The organism is Shewanella sp. FJAT-51649 (assembly GCF_019457435.1).
Classification (GTDB): Bacteria; Pseudomonadota; Gammaproteobacteria; order Enterobacterales; family Shewanellaceae; genus Shewanella; species Shewanella mangrovisoli.
On the sequence record NZ_CP080411.1, the window covers coordinates 4,377,858 to 4,393,577 of the forward strand.

The 15,720-nt window shown below is 47.4% G+C and carries 16 protein-coding genes; 6 read left to right on the top strand and 10 right to left on the bottom strand.

Going from position 1 to position 15,720, the window contains the following annotated elements; translation table 11 throughout:
- Positions 1-119: 119 nt before the first annotated feature.
- Positions 120-983 carry a YicC/YloC family endoribonuclease gene (locus K0H59_RS19135; RefSeq protein ID WP_220054056.1) on the top strand — a complete coding sequence of 288 codons (864 nt, stop codon included), beginning with the start codon at positions 120-122 and terminating at the stop codon, positions 981-983.
- Positions 984-1,042: 59 nt separating this feature from the next.
- Here K0H59_RS19135 and yjjG read toward each other — a convergent pair whose 3' ends face one another.
- The 3 genes from yjjG to K0H59_RS19150 form a co-directional block, all read right to left on the bottom strand.
- Positions 1,043-1,759 (bottom strand): pyrimidine 5'-nucleotidase, encoded by a 717-nt coding sequence (gene yjjG, locus K0H59_RS19140; RefSeq protein WP_220054057.1) that lies wholly within the window; start codon positions 1,757-1,759, stop codon positions 1,043-1,045.
- Positions 1,760-1,936: 177 nt separating this feature from the next.
- Positions 1,937-2,398: a DMT family transporter gene (locus K0H59_RS19145; RefSeq protein ID WP_220054058.1), complete on the bottom strand. Its 462-nt coding sequence runs from the start codon at positions 2,396-2,398 to the stop codon at positions 1,937-1,939.
- A 22-nt stretch (positions 2,399-2,420) separates the two neighbouring features.
- Positions 2,421-2,912 carry a DMT family transporter gene (locus K0H59_RS19150; protein WP_220054059.1) on the bottom strand — a complete coding sequence of 164 codons (492 nt, stop codon included), beginning with the start codon at positions 2,910-2,912 and terminating at the stop codon, positions 2,421-2,423.
- A gap of 245 nt (positions 2,913-3,157) precedes the next feature.
- Here K0H59_RS19150 and K0H59_RS19155 point away from each other — a divergent pair, with 245 nt between their 5' ends.
- Together K0H59_RS19155 and K0H59_RS19160 are read left to right on the top strand one after the other, a co-directional pair.
- Positions 3,158-4,054 carry a LysR family transcriptional regulator gene (locus tag K0H59_RS19155; RefSeq protein WP_220054060.1) on the top strand — a complete coding sequence of 299 codons (897 nt, stop codon included), beginning with the start codon at positions 3,158-3,160 and terminating at the stop codon, positions 4,052-4,054.
- Between the two features lie 103 nt (positions 4,055-4,157).
- The gene (locus K0H59_RS19160; protein WP_086903054.1) at positions 4,158-4,634 is read left to right on the top strand and encodes a PD-(D/E)XK nuclease superfamily protein; all 477 of its coding nucleotides are present in this window, start codon (positions 4,158-4,160) and stop codon (positions 4,632-4,634) included.
- Positions 4,635-4,669: 35 nt separating this feature from the next.
- Here the strand turns inward: K0H59_RS19160 and K0H59_RS19165 are convergent, their stop codons facing one another.
- The 3 genes from K0H59_RS19165 to K0H59_RS19175 form a co-directional block, all read right to left on the bottom strand.
- Positions 4,670-6,625 carry a DUF2075 domain-containing protein gene (locus tag K0H59_RS19165; RefSeq protein WP_220054061.1) on the bottom strand — a complete coding sequence of 652 codons (1,956 nt, stop codon included), beginning with the start codon at positions 6,623-6,625 and terminating at the stop codon, positions 4,670-4,672.
- A complete protein-coding gene (locus K0H59_RS19170) occupies positions 6,622-6,852 on the bottom strand; it encodes a helix-turn-helix domain-containing protein (RefSeq protein ID WP_011624886.1) in 231 nt (76 codons plus the stop codon). The genes K0H59_RS19165 and K0H59_RS19170 overlap by 4 nt, the downstream gene beginning before the upstream one ends.
- Positions 6,853-7,012: 160 nt before the next feature.
- Positions 7,013-8,128: a Fic family protein gene (locus tag K0H59_RS19175; protein WP_220054062.1), complete on the bottom strand. Its 1,116-nt coding sequence runs from the start codon at positions 8,126-8,128 to the stop codon at positions 7,013-7,015.
- Positions 8,129-8,432: 304 nt separating this feature from the next.
- Here K0H59_RS19175 and K0H59_RS19180 point away from each other — a divergent pair, with 304 nt between their 5' ends.
- Positions 8,433-9,251 carry a sulfotransferase family protein gene (locus tag K0H59_RS19180; RefSeq protein ID WP_220054063.1) on the top strand — a complete coding sequence of 273 codons (819 nt, stop codon included), beginning with the start codon at positions 8,433-8,435 and terminating at the stop codon, positions 9,249-9,251.
- A gap of 19 nt (positions 9,252-9,270) precedes the next feature.
- Here the strand turns inward: K0H59_RS19180 and K0H59_RS19185 are convergent, their stop codons facing one another.
- The 4 genes from K0H59_RS19185 to K0H59_RS19200 all read right to left on the bottom strand — a co-directional run bounded on the left by K0H59_RS19185 (position 9,271) and on the right by K0H59_RS19200 (position 14,382).
- Positions 9,271-10,695 (bottom strand): MFS transporter, encoded by a 1,425-nt coding sequence (locus tag K0H59_RS19185; protein WP_220054064.1) that lies wholly within the window; start codon positions 10,693-10,695, stop codon positions 9,271-9,273.
- 115 nt (positions 10,696-10,810) lie between these two features.
- Positions 10,811-11,875: a phosphotransferase enzyme family protein gene (locus tag K0H59_RS19190; RefSeq protein WP_220054065.1), complete on the bottom strand. Its 1,065-nt coding sequence runs from the start codon at positions 11,873-11,875 to the stop codon at positions 10,811-10,813.
- Positions 11,868-12,740 carry an NTP transferase domain-containing protein gene (locus tag K0H59_RS19195; protein WP_220054066.1) on the bottom strand — a complete coding sequence of 291 codons (873 nt, stop codon included), beginning with the start codon at positions 12,738-12,740 and terminating at the stop codon, positions 11,868-11,870. The genes K0H59_RS19190 and K0H59_RS19195 overlap by 8 nt, the downstream gene beginning before the upstream one ends.
- A gap of 145 nt (positions 12,741-12,885) precedes the next feature.
- The gene (locus K0H59_RS19200) at positions 12,886-14,382 is read right to left on the bottom strand and encodes a hypothetical protein (RefSeq protein WP_220054067.1); all 1,497 of its coding nucleotides are present in this window, start codon (positions 14,380-14,382) and stop codon (positions 12,886-12,888) included.
- Positions 14,383-14,758: 376 nt separating this feature from the next.
- Between K0H59_RS19200 and gmk the strand changes: the two genes are divergently transcribed.
- Together gmk and rpoZ are read left to right on the top strand one after the other, a co-directional pair.
- On the top strand, positions 14,759-15,382 hold the full coding sequence (gene gmk, locus K0H59_RS19205) for a guanylate kinase (RefSeq protein WP_086903081.1): 624 nt from the start codon (positions 14,759-14,761) through the stop codon (positions 15,380-15,382).
- Between the two features lie 58 nt (positions 15,383-15,440).
- Positions 15,441-15,719, top strand: coding sequence for a DNA-directed RNA polymerase subunit omega (rpoZ, locus tag K0H59_RS19210; protein WP_011624339.1), 279 nt, complete (start codon positions 15,441-15,443; stop codon positions 15,717-15,719).
- Position 15,720: the final 1 nt, after the last annotated feature.

Here is a 15,720-nt window from a genome sequence, read left to right on the forward strand (position 1 = left end):
AACTCCCCATCTTTAAATGCTAGCTTAACCCCTAGCAGTATATTGTATGCCTTTAATCCTAAAGCCATTGACTCTATAATCGCCTATCAATATGACGATTCAACCATTAGGACAATCCCATGATCCAAAGCATGACAGCCTACGCTCGCATCGAGCACAAAGCACAATGGGGCACCGCCTCTTGGGAAATTCGCTCAGTCAACCAGCGTTATCTCGAAACTTACCTACGTCTACCAGAACAATTCCGCAGCTTCGAACCCGTACTGCGCGACCGTCTGCGTAAACGTTTAAGCCGCGGTAAAGTCGAGGTCAATTTACGCTATGAGTTAGCCGATAACAGCAACAGCGAACTCAAATTAAACCAAGGGCTAGCCAAGCAGTTGCTCGACGCTGCCAGCTGGTTAAAACAAGAAGCCGGCCAAGGCGAAGTGAGCCTGACTGACATTTTGCGCTGGCCTGGTGTGCTCTCAAGCTCAGAGCAAGATATGGATGCCATTGGCGCCGAGCTATTAACGGCTTTCGATTTAGCAATAGACCAGTTTATCGAAGCCCGTGGCCGCGAAGGTGCAGCGATTAAAGAAATGTTGTTAAGCCGTTTAGAAGGCGTCGAAGAGCAAATTGCTATCGTGCGCGAGCACATGCCTAAAGTGATGGAATATCAGCGCGATAAACTCACCAATCGCCTCGCTGAAATCAAAGGTGAACTCGATCCCGCCCGCATAGAGCAGGAGATGATCCTGTTAGCGCAAAAACAAGATGTGGCCGAAGAGATGGACAGACTCGAAGCCCATGTCACCGAAGCGCGCCGCATCCTCAAAAAAGGCGGCAGCGAAGGCCGTCGCTTAGATTTTATGATGCAGGAATTTAACCGCGAATCTAACACCCTCGCCTCAAAATCCATCAGCACAGAAATCACCGCTGCAGCAGTAGAACTTAAAGTTTTAATAGAGCAAATGCGCGAACAGATCCAAAACGTGGAATAGTGTTATTTGTGTTATCTAAAACCAAAAGCCCTTTTTTAGGGCTTTTGGTTTTTTGAAAGCTAGCCGAGTAATGAGATTAGCTTCTGCTGTAACTCATGGTGGGAGGCGACTTGAAAGTGCGGGCGAATACCTGCGGGTGCTGCGTGTCCATGGACGTTATACCAACAGGTGTGGAATCCCGCATTGATGCCGCCTTGAATGTCTGAATGTGGGTTATCGCCCACCATCAACACTTGTTCGCGCGCAGGCTGGCCCATCAACTCGAGAGCGTATTCAAAGATACCGACATCGGGTTTTGCGATGCCCACTTTTTCTGAAATAACTAAAATATCAAAATGATGCTGTAAACCAGTACGCTCTAAACGCACTGTCTGCAACTCGGTAAAACCATTGGTGATGATCCCCATTTTGGCTTTTCCCTGCAGCGCGGCCAACAATTCACGGGCGCCGGGCAAGGGCGCACAAATCTCGGCCATAGCCGTTAAAAATGCACTGTTTAGGGTTTGTGGGTTCACAGTAAGCTTTGCCGCCCAAGGCTCGAAGCGTATGGTTTGCAGTTCGGCGGCGCTGATCTTGCCATCCTGATACTCAACCCACAGCGGCTTATTTACACTTTGATATTCATCGAAATCGGCCCGAGTAAAATCGATGCCAAAGCCTGAAAACATCCGCTTCAGTCCTTCAAAAGCATCGAAATAAAAGAGGGTTTCATCGGCATCGAAAAGCACCCAAGAGTAAGGTGCGGCCGAAGAATTAGTCTGGCTTGAGAACGACATAACACTCCTAATAACAAACAAAAAAATCAAATGCTAAGCATGAAAAACGATGCGACAACCCTAAAAATAATCAACACAACAGCCAACCCCAACTTGGCTCGGTTTTCACATACCCGAGAATCACAAAGCAACCCGTTCGCTACGATATGATGAGGTTGAACGGCAATTAACGCCATATCACAACGAGCAATTCGCATGCTTTACCTTCGGCGTAGGTTGCTTCACCCGATTAAGGAACACGACACCCGCTAACATCAAACATACTCCAACGAGCGACGCCCAATGCATACCGTTGGCGCGAGATATTATATCCAGCACAACGCCTGTCAGCATCTGCCCACATATTACGAGCAAAGTACAACGCATCACCCCTAACGATGGCAATGCCCAACTATTTAGCACGACAAATAAAGCGCCAATGACTCCACCAAGGTACAAATACATTGGCGGCTGCCCTTGTAGCTGATTTGCACCACTCTCTAGGCAGATTATCCATGCACTCAAGACTACAAAGCCCACAATATGATTACAGCAAGATGCGATTAACGCATGGCTATGTTTTGCCAAGGCACCATTAAAGGTTCGGCTTAAGGCAATTAAACCGCCATTAAGCAGTGCGATAAGTACCATCAATTCCATTCAATTTCCCCTGCTACGCCAGCTAGTGTGAATAAATCACTAACAAGGCTCCCAACAAAATCATTACCATAGCAATGACTTCTGTGAATCGAATGCGCCGCTTAACGACACCGAAATAACCGCAACAGTCAAATATACAGCTCAAGATTAACTGCCCCACAAGCATTAACGCTAAGGTGCCAGCCAAGGCTAATTCACTGTTGACTGTGACAGCGGCCAACACAACCGTCGCAGCACCAGGAACGCCACCTAAATACGCCCACCAAGGTAACAGTGATCGACTCGCATCGGCATTCAAAGCCAACTTGGCTTCTTTACCCACCAGCCTTTTTCTCAGTAAAAACAGCATCAACAATACTGTTATTGCGCCAATACCATGAGCCATCCAAGATGCCAAAAGCGGTGAGCTATACATAGCAAGCTGGCTATTGAGCTTAATCATTAATGCCAGTAAAACGCCGGAGCAGAGCGCCACAAAGGACATAAATAAGGTCAGTTTGTTTGACGTTTGCATCAAAACAGTCCATCCATTTTTGTTGCAAAATAGTCTACAGTGATAGTTTAGGCCTTATAATCCACCGTTATAGAAACTTATTGTTGAGCTTTAGCTGACAATTAATGTTGATGATTTCCGCTTTAAGCGAAAAGCGAGATGCAAGTGAGGCCCTAAATCCCCTCATACTCAGCTTAACGTGATATAAACAAGACCTACAGCCAAGTCTCGGCTGTTACATCATCGTTTGATAAAGGAAGCCCTGCATGGAACATTTTTCCGCCCTGCCCATTTTCGTCACTGTGGTGGAATGCGGTAGCTTTTCCGCTGCGGGACAAAAACTTGGGCTGAGTAAATCAGCCATCAGCAAACGAATCACACAGTTGGAGCAACACTTAGGGATTCAACTGTTACAACGCACCACTCGCAGTTTGAGCCTAACGGATGCTGGCGCGCGCTATTTCGAATATATTCGCCCGGCGGTACAGCTCACCCAAGAAGGATTGGATGCCATCTCCGAATTGCAGCAAGTTCCTAAAGGCAATCTGCGAATTTCCGTGCCTATGGTGTTTGGCCGCTTGTATATTGCGCCTTTAATCGCTGAGTTTTTAAAACGTTACCCCGATATTCAGCTACAAATGCAAATGGATGACAAGACCACAGATTTAATCGCAGGCGGTTTTGATTTAGCCATTCGTATCGGTGAACTGCCCGACTCCAGCCTTATCGCCCGCAAAATAGCCCCTTGTTTGAGCGTGATTTGCGCGTCGACAGCCTATCTCGCGCAGCACGGTTCACCCATGACTCCTAGCGAGTTAACTCAGCACAACTGTTTGTTTTACAGTTACTTTCAAGATGGTGTGGAATGGAGTTTCCACAGTCCCGATGGCGCGCAACGTGTTCAACCCAAAGGCAACTATCAGGTGAATAATAGCGATGCTATCCACCAAGCCTGTCTCGATGGCCTTGGCATCGCCAACCTACCGCGCTTTATCGTAGAGTCCGATCTACAGGCTGGGCGTTTACAGGCGTTACTTACAGACTATCCGCTACCCGAACACGGCATTTACGCCGTGTATCCACAGCGAAAATACCTCCCAACCAAAGTAACGGTATTGATTGAGTTTTTGATGGAGAAATTGGCGAGTGGCAAGTTTGGATAAATTTCAAAGTGATAGAACAATTTTGAGTAGCTGGTCTAACTGATTGAAAATCAGCCACTCTCAATGCTACATTAAAGGGCGATTTAATAACCAAGGATGGAGAATGAACCAAGAATCACTTTTTGAAGATTTACCTGAAGTAGACTCAGGTAAATATGAAGCGAGCATGTTATCCAATCAGAAATTTTGTGATCAAGTAGAACAATCCCTTGTAGCGCTAGGCTTCCGTGAAGTACAAGGTGTTCCATCTCAAAACGAGTTCCTTAAAAGTGCGCCTTATACAGATATGTATGGTGGAATTCGAAAGGCAGCATTCTTAGTACAGCATCAAACACTAGGAGCAGTCCGAATTGAAGCTCACAAGCAAGAGCAAAGCGGTTCTGTCGATCAAAAATTTCCTTTTTTCCTAGAGTCTCTTCGCCTCGCGCCAGAACACAATTTAGTCATTTTACTGGGTGGGAAAGGCTATAAACAAAAAGCTTTTGACTGGATAAAAACTGCTGCAAGAAATATTCAAGACAAACAAATCAAGGTCTTTAGTGACCTTGATGAATTTATTAGTTTTTTCGTTTCAAAATAACCAAAAGGGTCGAACAATTCCGACCCTTTCTTTTACTAAATCTCACCAATCCCACAATCTATCAAATACTTATAAGTATGATCATAAAAATTGGGATCTCGAGTCTCATCTGATTTATCGCCTTTAGGAACGAATATCACCATGCCCTGACGAGCTCGAGTCAACAATACGCGATAAGCATTTTCAAGGTATTTTTGCCGAACTAATTGGCTTCGTTTTTGCCATTTGGTTCCTACAAACTGCCAATGCTCAAATGCGTGAGCATTGAAACGGTAATCTGCATCCCAAGCCACAACACACCAGTCTAGCTCTAGCCCTTGTACATCAAATTCAGTAGCAACATCCTCTAAAAATTCGGCAGAACGAATATCTTCAGCACCACTTAAAAACCACTTAGCGGGGTCTATCTCGTTCTTAACGAAAATACCCTCAGCTTTAAGCCTAATGCCGTTAGAAGAAGCAAGCAGCCCCATAGACTCATTGGCTCGTTTGTGAAGATTAACCCAAGCTTTGGCTTTAGCTATATCCCGAGTGACTTTGATAGGGTAGACATGCTCTAGATCTTTATAAATGCTAACAGCAAGCCCGCATTGCCCAGCAACCAAGTAATGAATAAAACTGGACAACTTTTCAGCACGGAAAGATCGCATTGATGTGGCAAGATGTAAGTTAGGTAAGACATTCGCCCTTGAAACCGCATTCAGATCTACGCCTAGCGAAACATACTCACCTGACAATAAAGCTGTGGAAAAATAGACATCCCAATCTAAGAACTTGGCCTTAAGCGCATCCAACCAACCTGCTAGTCCTGCCTCACCTTTATTAATCTCCTGTCCACCACCTACTAGCGCAATAATAAACGCCCAGTCTTGACGACGGTCCATTACTTCGATGAGAAATTCAGGCTCTGATTTATCAAAGTCGACAATACCTCGCTTACGGCGCATAAAATCGCTTGCCTGCTCTTTATCCCACGCCCGTTGAGCCTCATCAAATATGGCCACTTTTTCAGGCGGCACGCCACCATGCAGGTATTCATCCCTAAAGCGATGGATATTTTGAATAAATGATTCAGTCTCCTTTCTGGTTGCACTGATAGAATCACCAGTTCTGGACGATCTATCCCTAGCTAAGGCTTCCTGTAGTACCGCCACCAAGGGGCCATTACCACTGAGGAAAACAGAATACTCATTCTCTTCCCTGTTTGCGTGAATACTCGCAATATTAAGCCCCACAAGGGTTTTACCCGCCCCCGGAACGCCGGTAACGAAACAAATTATTTTTCGCTTATTGATCCGAGCATTGTGAATCAACTGAAGTAATTGCAGGCTCGTTTGCCCAAGATTTTGAGTATCCGCTTCACTACGAGCAATATCTTCAACATTGTGCGACGCATACAGAGCTTGTGCCGCTTCGATAATGGTTGGCGTCGGTAAATAACCAGAATCAGCCCACAAATTGGGATCAAAAGTAGGTTGATTCAACTGTTCAGCAATTAGGCGCATTCTTGAAAACAATTCATCGGGAGAAATGCACAAGGTCGAAGCAACATTATCGCCTGCGAATATTGGATCTTTCGATTGGCTGGTCGCTTTGGTGGCGACCAGCAGAGGGACTAGATATTTATCATGGCTACCTAGATGAAAGTTCTTTAAATCTAAAGCATATCCATGAGTTTGCCTCATATCTGCAGCGGTAAATACTGTTGCGCCAATTTTAAACTCTACTACAAAAACAATCCCTTTAAATATCATCACGACATCAGCACGTCGTCCCATTCGTGGGATCATAAACTCAATGAAAATATGCCCTTCTTGCTCAACACTCTCGGTCAAGGAGCGTTTGAGAACTTCAATTTCAGTCAACCAAGCGCGAGTTTGTGAATACAATAAATGCTGAGTATGGAAACGTGATATCTGTCCGGTAATCGCATAGGGCTCTGCTGATAGAAAATCTTTAAAACTCGCCGAATAAAATGCTCGTTGAGTCATAATGATCCCTCAACGGTAAAATCTAGAAGTTGTTTCGCGGGAATATCTAAGGCTTTAGCGAGCTTGAATATATTAATCAAACTCACATTACGCTGACCACGTTCAATGCCGCTGACATAGGTTCTGTCCATGTCAGCTTTTAATGCGAGCTGCTCCTGCGAAAACGATCTCTCAAGTCGCAAACTTTTTAGATGAGTACCAAATGAGGTAAGCAAATGATCTTCCATGAATAATCCTGCTAAGAGTTTTCATGATGATCTTTACTTGTAGACAATACGTCTACGGACTATAAGTCACATTCAATATCTAGCACATAATGATTTTGGCATAAGATCACACAGGGTAATCACTCACAAAATGCAAAATGATTATTGGCGCTGAATCCATCTACTTCCCACTCGGCAATAAGTACCTCGTACTTCGGCCGCCGGCGTTGGCTTTTACTAAGAAGCCTTGCTCGACCATTTGCGCAAGGTGACGGGTGGCGGTAGCGCGGCTCACCTTAGCGACCTTTTGATACTGGCTACTATTCATTCCTAATTCAAAATCGCCATCTAACATCCGATTGAGCACTTTGGCTTGCTCTTGACTCAATAAGGATTGATCGAGATTTTGCCAATACTGCGTTTTTCGAAGAGTCTTGTTCACCTCTCCCATCGCATTGAGTAAGCAATCATTAAGGGTTTCAAAAAACCATACTAACCAAGGAGTAATATCGACATTACCCCTTTGGGTGGACTCTAAAATGTCATAGTAGGCTTGGCGACGGGCCAGAATACTGACCGACATAGCGTAAAAGCGAATTGAGCGTTTTTCCGCTTGCGCCAAAGCTAAATCAGTCAATAAACGCGTGATGCGTCCATTTCCATCATCAAGGGGGTGTAGAGTGACAAACCATAGGTGAGTTATCGCCGCGCGGATAAGCGGATCTAAACCCAGATCTTGCCTTGATGCATTAAACCATTCAATAAACTGCGAGAGTTCAGCGTCCAAAGTCGCTCGAGAGGGGGCCTCAAAATGCACCGTTGGTTTATCAATCCGGCCTGAGACAACTTGCATAGGCGTATCGCCACGTAGCGCTCCACCAATAACGGGGTTAAACAGCGTATAACCCTGGGGAAATAACTGTTTATGCCAACCTAATATCCGCTCAAGGGTTAACTCTGTATCTAAATTTTTTAAGGCATCGAGCATAATGTCGGCCAAACCATCGGTTTGTGCCGTGGTCGGATACGGTTTGTCTTCGGACACGCCGAGTTTTTTAGCCAAGGATGAGCGCACCGAAGCTGCATTGAGCTTTTCACCTTCAATGGCACTGGAGTGGATAATGTTAGCGAGTAAGGTGTCGAGTGCCGCCGCTGAGGTTAACTGGCTGTCGTCGTCACTTAGCATTTGCTTGCCTAACAGTTGGCCCTGATTGAAATATACCTGACGTAGCAGGGCATCAACTCTGCTGATATTCCAATGAAATTTAGGCCAATCGGCTTGCTGCCAAATCCACATATCCTACCCCATGAGTCAAATAACAAGCCTATTCTACTCACACAATGAGTCAATTAACAAACCTATTTGCCTCACAAGACGAGGCAAATAATACAAGTAATCGCCTCATCTTGCCCAAATGCTTCTAGCATAAAGGGATTTATGCTGTTGATTGCCTCTACAAAGCAATACCAACGCAACGCCAGCTTTACGCAGCCAAAACCCGCTGGCTGCGATATACTGCCAACGTTGATAAATCGCTAATGTTAAAACCCCATTTACACACCCATCGCGACCACGCTGACAAGAATGCTGAGCCCAATCCATGCCTGATAACCCAACTATTGCCACCCTTCCCGATTCTCAAGGGCATAACCATAGTGCAGATGTGCAGCTCAATCAGCCACAGTGCGATTCGACTAAACCAAACGACATCAGGCCAAATGCAATTAAGCCAAGCGCGATCGAGCCGAGTGCAGTTAAGCATGAGTCGGTGGCTGCCGAGCAAAAACAGAAGGTTATTTTTATCGGCTTGCCCCGAACTGGGACGACGAGCGTGAGTGTGGCGTTATTGGAACAAGGTTTAAAAGTGGCGCATATGGCGTTTACCAAAGAGGCCTTTATGCAGGCGGATGCGATTTCCGATGCACCTTGTTTTAGTGATTTCAAACAGTTGGATGGATTATTCCCCAAAGCCAAGTTTGTTTATCTTGACCGCGAGTTAGACTCTTGGGTAGCGTCGATGCAGATGTTACTGAGTCGAATGCTGCCACATTTGGATGCCAAAACAGGTCGATTCCACCCAATCATGAAGCGCAGTTTTCGCCATAGCTTTGGTGTCGGTTTAGTTGAAAATCCACAGGATGAACAACATCTTATCGATTGTTATCAACGCCATAAAACAGAAGTGGTTAACTACTTTGCGGGTAGACACGACTTCCTCAGTATCGATGTCAGCCGCCAAGGCGCCCTCGGCCAGCTATTATCACTTATGGGATTAGCCAGCGCCGAAAACCAACAGAACTTTCCTAAACTTAATGTCGGCCGCAACGTCGCCAGTTGGGATGAATATAAACATCCGAATAAGATCAGCGCTAATGCCTCAGGGCCAGACAAACGTAAGTTCTTTGATTATAAACTTTAAAACTCAATGATAGGGAAAGCTAGTCAGGGGTATTTCGGCGCTTTACCACAGTTAACCAGTCGAGACTCACGCCCGAAATCGCATTAAAGCCGCGGATACGGAAGATAAGTTGCAGTAACTGTGGCCGAGGCCTGACTTTAGGCTCGACCGAACGCGGAATAAACCATAGCGTCACGAATGCACGCAGTATGGTCGACACCAAAAACACCACAAAAATCGAGCTACTGAGCCAAGTATTCCAACCTGACCAGACTAAAAAGTCTGCCGCATGGGAAGCTATCGTGCCGCCGACCATGGCCCCCACAAACACCAATCCCGCGCTGAGTGACGCCTGCAGCGCCGCATAGGTGGCAAAGTCACTGCGAAAGGGACGAATATCATAAAGATAATTGGCGGTGCTTAGGGTAAAGCCGCTCCAAGCTAGACCCGAAAATGCCTGAATCGCCAGAATATAGAGATAGTTATCCGAGAACAACCACAGCAGCGGTAAGCTTGGGATCATGCAGCTGGTGATAATCATCACCAAACGATTGCCGAATTGATCGCTAAATCGCCCCCAAAACCTCAGCGTCACAAACTGAGTGGCTATCGATGCCACGCTGGCGAGTACAAATTCGATGTAGCTAAACTTCAAGTCTTCCAACATATACACGGCGAAAAACGGCGCCGAGATGGCCACCATCGCCTGCATACTGGCCACAAATAGGCTGTATTGGCGAAAGGTTTTATCCTTCCATGCTCCGCGAAAATTACGGATAGTTTGGATAAATACGCCCCGCTGCTTGGCTTCGCGCGGATCCGGGTCGTGCATTTGCAATAACAACCAAGCAGAGACAAAACGCCCCATGGCCGCTATCGAAAACAGTAAAGTAAAGCCTAACCAGGCCATTTGCAGCGAATCGGTAAAGGTAAGAATCCCACCGCCAATAAAGAATACGCTTAAGGATGCGCCCATGGTTAAGCGGGTGCGCGCCGCAAAAAAGGCGCCACGGCGACGCTCGGGCACGATAGACCCCATCCAGGCGCGCCAATGGGGTTGAATAAGATTGATAAACCCATGGTATCCCACGGCGAGCCCGATAAATATCCACACAGCATGATCGGGGCGAAAGGCCGCTAACGCGCCCATGCCCAATACCACCAACGCCTGCAAAGCTGCGCAGTAGACAATAAAACTACGGCGGGAAAAATGACTCGCTAACCATACCGAAACCAACTGCGACATCGCCCCGAAGAGCTGCGGCAAACCAGTAACAAAACCCATTTGCGCAAGACTAGCACCGAGAAAAATCGCGTAAGCATTGAAAAAGTTATCGCTCGTCGCCGTCATCATCGACGATGCAACCGCCTCCTGCTGCGAGCGGCGCAGAGTGCATCTTAACCAGAGATTTCTAGCGCTACGGCGCGAACACGTTAATGCAGTGGGAGCTTCGAGGGTGCCCATTCCAAGCCAAATCCATATGAGACTAGGGTTTTAATGTTGCAATTATGTCGTATATAAGCAAAAAACAAAACGCCCCAAATGGGGCGTTTGATTAGGGCGTGTTGACGTTTCAGGGTTAGAAGTAAGCCTGTAACTCGGCTTCTTGATCTAACAGGCTTTGATACAAGGTAAATTGATTCGCAGCCCTATCCAAATTATGGCCCTCACGGTGCACATGGAAATACACGTCACCATTCAGATAGTCCGTTAAAAAACGCACGCCAATCATCAAGCAAATCACTCGCGCCCCGAGCCAGAGGCTACGTTTTTCGACCTCAGTTAACACTTCACCCAGCTCACTTAAATAACCACGGCAAATGGCGGCAAAGATGGATTGGCGCACTTTAACATTCTCAAGGGCGGTCGAATCTTCGGCTTCAGGCGAGCAGAAGGTACGCACCATATCGCCAAAGTCATACATCAGATGCCCTTTCATGCAGGTATCGAGATCGATAATTGCCATACTCGACATGTCGCGCTTATCAAACAGCATGTTGTTGATTTTAGTGTCGTTATGGCAAATACGCAGCGGGAGCTGTGGCGAAATCTCAGCCAGCTCATCCAATAAATTCTGCTGTGACAGGGCGTAATCGACCCAGTTACGGCATGAGTCTAACCGCTTAGCTTTATCCTGCTGCACCGCTTGGCGCAGCATTTCCATCCGTCCCGGCAAATGATGGAACTGCGGGATAACATCCTCAAGCTGAGTGGCGTCGAAATCACTCAAGGCACAGGCAAAATGACCAAAGGCCTTAGCCGCCATTTCGGCTTCGGCTTCAGACTTGACCACTTCGATACTTAGACTGTGAGGCAAATAACTGATGGCGCGCCAAAATCCCTGCTCACCCAAGTCGATCGCCAGCTCGCCGTCTTGAGTGAGACAAGGGCTCACAACCTGCAAGCCATATTGCTGTTGTAATGCCTTAGCACACAAATGATGGCTAATTTTATCGGCATTACTCACCAATGCCTGCGGCGTCTTAAATACTTGGGTATTAATACGTTGCAGCACTAACTCACCCGTAGGCCAACGCACTAACAAGGTATCGTTAATATGACCATTCCCTAACGCTGAGATTTTTGCTTCGTCGGCTTCAATTCCAAAATGAGGCAACACTGACTGCCTGATGAGTTTAATCACTCAATAACTCCATTAATTTTTGCTTTACCCAGACAGTATCCTGCGGATAGGTCACACCGAGCCAAGGTTCGCTGGCCACATCAACAAACACGGGCACACCTTGCTCAATTCCCGCCTGAACCACGGCGGGCAAATAGCATTCAGATTTAGGCAATTGGCCTTGTTGTTCGATAAATACCGTTAATTCACGTTTAATAACATCAAATATGCTTGGCGAGAAGCCCCAACAGGTCATTGAGACCAGCGACTGTGAAGGAAGCGGTGTCAATCCCTCAGGGCCTTCGCCGATAAAACCATGATCTTGAGCTTGAATATTCAACCATTCGGCGACTGAACGCAGTTGCCCCTGCTCCACTTGGCATAAGCCACGATTCACGCCACCGTGCTCAGATAACGTCAGCTCAATCGGATAAGCCACCATCATCCAATCGTTAGGTCTTGCGGTTAATCCCTTCGCTAAAGAAGCAAAGGCGCTGTCGCCATAAAAATCATCGGCATTGATCACCGCCATTGGCCCATTGACACTATCACGGGCGCACCACAGGGCATGAGCCGTTCCCCAGGGCTTTAAACGATGGCTCACATCTGCAAGTTGCGCTTCGGCGGGCAAATCGGTGAGCGACTGATAACAAAAGTGATACTCAAAGTGAGCTGGTAAAAAGCGTATCAACAGTTCGTGGAGTTCCGCTTCTAATTCGGGGCGGATCACCAGCACGGCACGCTTAAACCCGCTGCGGATCGCCGACTGTATCGATAACACCAACATGGGTTCGCCCGCAGGACCGAGGGAGGCCAATTGCTTATCGCCGCCAAAACGACTACCTAGCCCTGCCGCCATAATGACTAAGGTCAAATCTGTATTCATGTGGGATTAGTGTTCAGTTCGTATTAAAGATATTTTCCCGAACCTCGCCGCAATCGGCTTTGCGAGCACATTTAAAACAAGATTGGAGAAAAAGAGGAGCAAAAGTGTAATCTACCCCTCTAGTCCTGACTAGAATTTTATCGATTTAACGGGCTAAATAATTACCAAAATTGCGATTAGGCTCTAAAACCGCTTGGCTGCCCTTGAGGCTGAACTTGTAACCACACAAACCAATGCTGCCACGGCGAGCCAGATCAGTGATAATGCTGGCGGTATCCAGCGGCGTGAAACGCGCCTCCGTTGCAGAATCATCCAGCAAGTCTACGCTGATAGTGCGATACTCAGTGCCATTATTAAATACCAACGCACTACAACTCTTATCGCCCTTGGCAGTGGCAATCGACCAAAGGTTTTGCGGCTTACCACGTTCACCTAACCAGCGAATAATTAACACATCTTGCTCTAACGCTACCGAAAAACCATCGGGCATATCTAAGGTCACACGATCGCTTGCAGCAATAGGCGCCGAGGGCACGACAGGAACAGCCTCGTCAGCCTGAGACTCATCGCTATTGGGCCATAATCCCCACACTAACAGCACTAACAATACCGCCCCCACACCGCCGCCGACTGGCAACCAATAACGGCGCTCAAGCTTGGGTAAAGAAGGTAACTTAATAAAACGTCTATAGGGGGCAAAAAACTCAGCCACACCTCTAAACAGCTCTGTCATCGAGCCCGACTCTTTCGCCTCGGCGCGGCGACGGCGCACTTCTTCAGCATGCTCAGTATCGTTAAAGGCCGCGGTATCTTCATCGGGGTCGAAACGCCATACTGGCTCATCACTATGCTCGGCAGGGTCGAGCGGTGCGCGCTTAAACTCCGCGCCCTGTAAATCGACTTGGGCTAAATCCACATCGGCGATGTCGATACGAGTTTGCTCTACTCGGCTCTGATTAGCAGGGCGAAAATCGGCGTGGCCCTCTAGTAACGCATCTTGCACGACAAAGTCAGCTGGATTTTGCGTCATTTTCGTTAACGCATCGAAACGCAGCTCATCTTGACGCAAGGCATCCAACTCGGCGTCCACAACTGGAGAAGCACTCGTAGGCTCAGTATGAGAATAGGTTTCGGTCTCTGTCGATACCGGAATATCCGGCGCAGCATGGGAGACTGTGGCATTCTGTGCCGCAGCAGCCTTTGGTGTTAATACGGGTTCGACTCGGCGACGAGGAATGGCCTGCGAGGTAGGGGTATCTAATGCAGGGCCATAATAGCCCAAACGGTATTCCACTAACGTGGGAGAGGTTAAACGCGTGCCCCAAAAGGTCGCACCAGCGCCCAAGACCAGCCCTAGAATGGCGACTACGGGCGGCGCAGCCACTATATACAGCGCCAGTAAAATTAGTAGCGGCAGAATAAATACCGCAACCAAGGCCTTAGGCTTAGCCGCATCATTTAAACGGCGCAGCGCCGTAAGAGCGAGCAAAGGTAAGCCCACTAGCGCTAAAAGATACATTAAAAAGTTCGGCCCAAACGCGGCGACAGCCAGTGATATGCCCAAATACACACCAACACTGATGGCCACAAAGCGGGGACGGGAATCACGCCCATGAAGGCAGAAAAGAGATTTTAACAGCACGACCCTTCCTTTATAGTGAAATTATCCTAGCGCACACGACTCTCAATGTCGCATATGCACGAGCGTAACGAATTTAGCCGCAATTGTCAGTGCAATAAGGCGCTAGACGGATAAAAATGCCGATAATATCTATCTAAAACTAAATCAGGCTTAAATCTCAGGTCAACGGCTCTGTGTCTAAGCACTGCGATTTCAAACCTTGGCCCACGCAGTAACGGTGAAGAGTGAAATTCGCCAATCGGGACAACGTCCTTCAATAAAAACCGCCATAGACTACAATTGCCGACTAACTAGCCCTAGCGTTTTTAAGGTCAAAATCTGTATAATACTCGGCTTTCTGGGCCCTTCTTGCGTTAACCAACTGGATATTTTGCTCATGACCGCACGCGGAAATTTATTTATTGTTTCAGCCCCGAGTGGTGCTGGTAAATCCTCGCTGATTTCGGCGCTGCTGAAAGACAAACCCGCCGACATGCAGGTTTCAGTGTCGCACACTACCCGCGCGCCTCGCCCCGGCGAAGTGAATGGTCAGCACTACCATTTTGTTAATGTTGAAGAATTTAAAGCGCTGATCGCGCAAAATGCCTTTTTCGAGTGGGCTGAAGTGTTCGGTAACTACTATGGCACGTCACGCCACGTCATTGAGCACACTTTGACTCAAGGCATCGATGTCTTCCTCGATATCGACTGGCAAGGTGCCCAGCAGGTTAAAGCCGTGATGCCTGAGGCCGTTGGCGTGTTTATTCTACCGCCCTCAAGGGATGAGCTAGAACGACGACTCACAGGCCGCGGCCAAGACAGTGCTGATGTGATCGCTAGCCGTATGGCACAGGCGGTTTCTGAAATGTCGCACTATAAAGAATATGATTTTATTATCGTCAATGACGATTTTGACACAGCACTGGCCGATCTGCGGGCGATCATTCGCAGCCAACGCTTAACGGGTGCTAGTCAGATCCACGCGCAAAATGATATGCTTAACGATCTGTTGGCAGGCTAACTGCCTTAGTGTACAATTTTGCGTCATTTTTTCCCTAGATAAACTGGAGTTTCAACACATGGCTCGCGTAACTGTAGAAGACGCCGTAGAACAAATCGGCAACCGTTTTGATATGATCCTGGTTGCGGCGCGTCGTGCTCGCCAAATCGCCGTGCAGGGTAAAGACCCTATGGTTGAAGAGATGAACGACAAGCCAACGGTTATCGCCCTGCGTGAAATCGAACTAGGTTTAGTGAATGCTCACACTTTAGATGCTGACGAGCGTCAATCAGTGCGTGAGCGTGAAGCAGCTGAAATCGCAGCTGTTGCCGCCATCGCTGAAGGCCGTTCACTATAAG

Excerpts from the sequence above, each read along its gene's own strand:
- K0H59_RS19155 (WP_220054060.1), top strand. The coding sequence starts at position 3,158 with ATGGAACATTTTTCCGCCCTGCCCATTTTCGTCACTGTGGTGGAATGC.
- K0H59_RS19175 (WP_220054062.1), bottom strand. The coding sequence starts at position 8,128 with ATGTGGATTTGGCAGCAAGCCGATTGGCCTAAATTTCATTGGAATATC.
- K0H59_RS19165 (WP_220054061.1), bottom strand. The coding sequence starts at position 6,625 with ATGACTCAACGAGCATTTTATTCGGCGAGTTTTAAAGATTTTCTATCA.
- rpoZ (WP_011624339.1), top strand. The coding sequence starts at position 15,441 with ATGGCTCGCGTAACTGTAGAAGACGCCGTAGAACAAATCGGCAACCGT.
- K0H59_RS19150 (WP_220054059.1), bottom strand. The coding sequence starts at position 2,912 with ATGCAAACGTCAAACAAACTGACCTTATTTATGTCCTTTGTGGCGCTC.
- K0H59_RS19170 (WP_011624886.1), bottom strand. The coding sequence starts at position 6,852 with ATGGAAGATCATTTGCTTACCTCATTTGGTACTCATCTAAAAAGTTTG.
- K0H59_RS19145 (WP_220054058.1), bottom strand. The coding sequence starts at position 2,398 with ATGGAATTGATGGTACTTATCGCACTGCTTAATGGCGGTTTAATTGCC.
- K0H59_RS19135 (WP_220054056.1), top strand. The coding sequence starts at position 120 with ATGATCCAAAGCATGACAGCCTACGCTCGCATCGAGCACAAAGCACAA.
- K0H59_RS19180 (WP_220054063.1), top strand. The coding sequence starts at position 8,433 with ATGCCTGATAACCCAACTATTGCCACCCTTCCCGATTCTCAAGGGCAT.
- yjjG (WP_220054057.1), bottom strand. The coding sequence starts at position 1,759 with ATGTCGTTCTCAAGCCAGACTAATTCTTCGGCCGCACCTTACTCTTGG.
- gmk (WP_086903081.1), top strand. The coding sequence starts at position 14,759 with ATGACCGCACGCGGAAATTTATTTATTGTTTCAGCCCCGAGTGGTGCT.
- K0H59_RS19195 (WP_220054066.1), bottom strand. The coding sequence starts at position 12,740 with ATGAATACAGATTTGACCTTAGTCATTATGGCGGCAGGGCTAGGTAGT.
- K0H59_RS19185 (WP_220054064.1), bottom strand. The coding sequence starts at position 10,695 with ATGGGCACCCTCGAAGCTCCCACTGCATTAACGTGTTCGCGCCGTAGC.
- K0H59_RS19160 (WP_086903054.1), top strand. The coding sequence starts at position 4,158 with ATGAACCAAGAATCACTTTTTGAAGATTTACCTGAAGTAGACTCAGGT.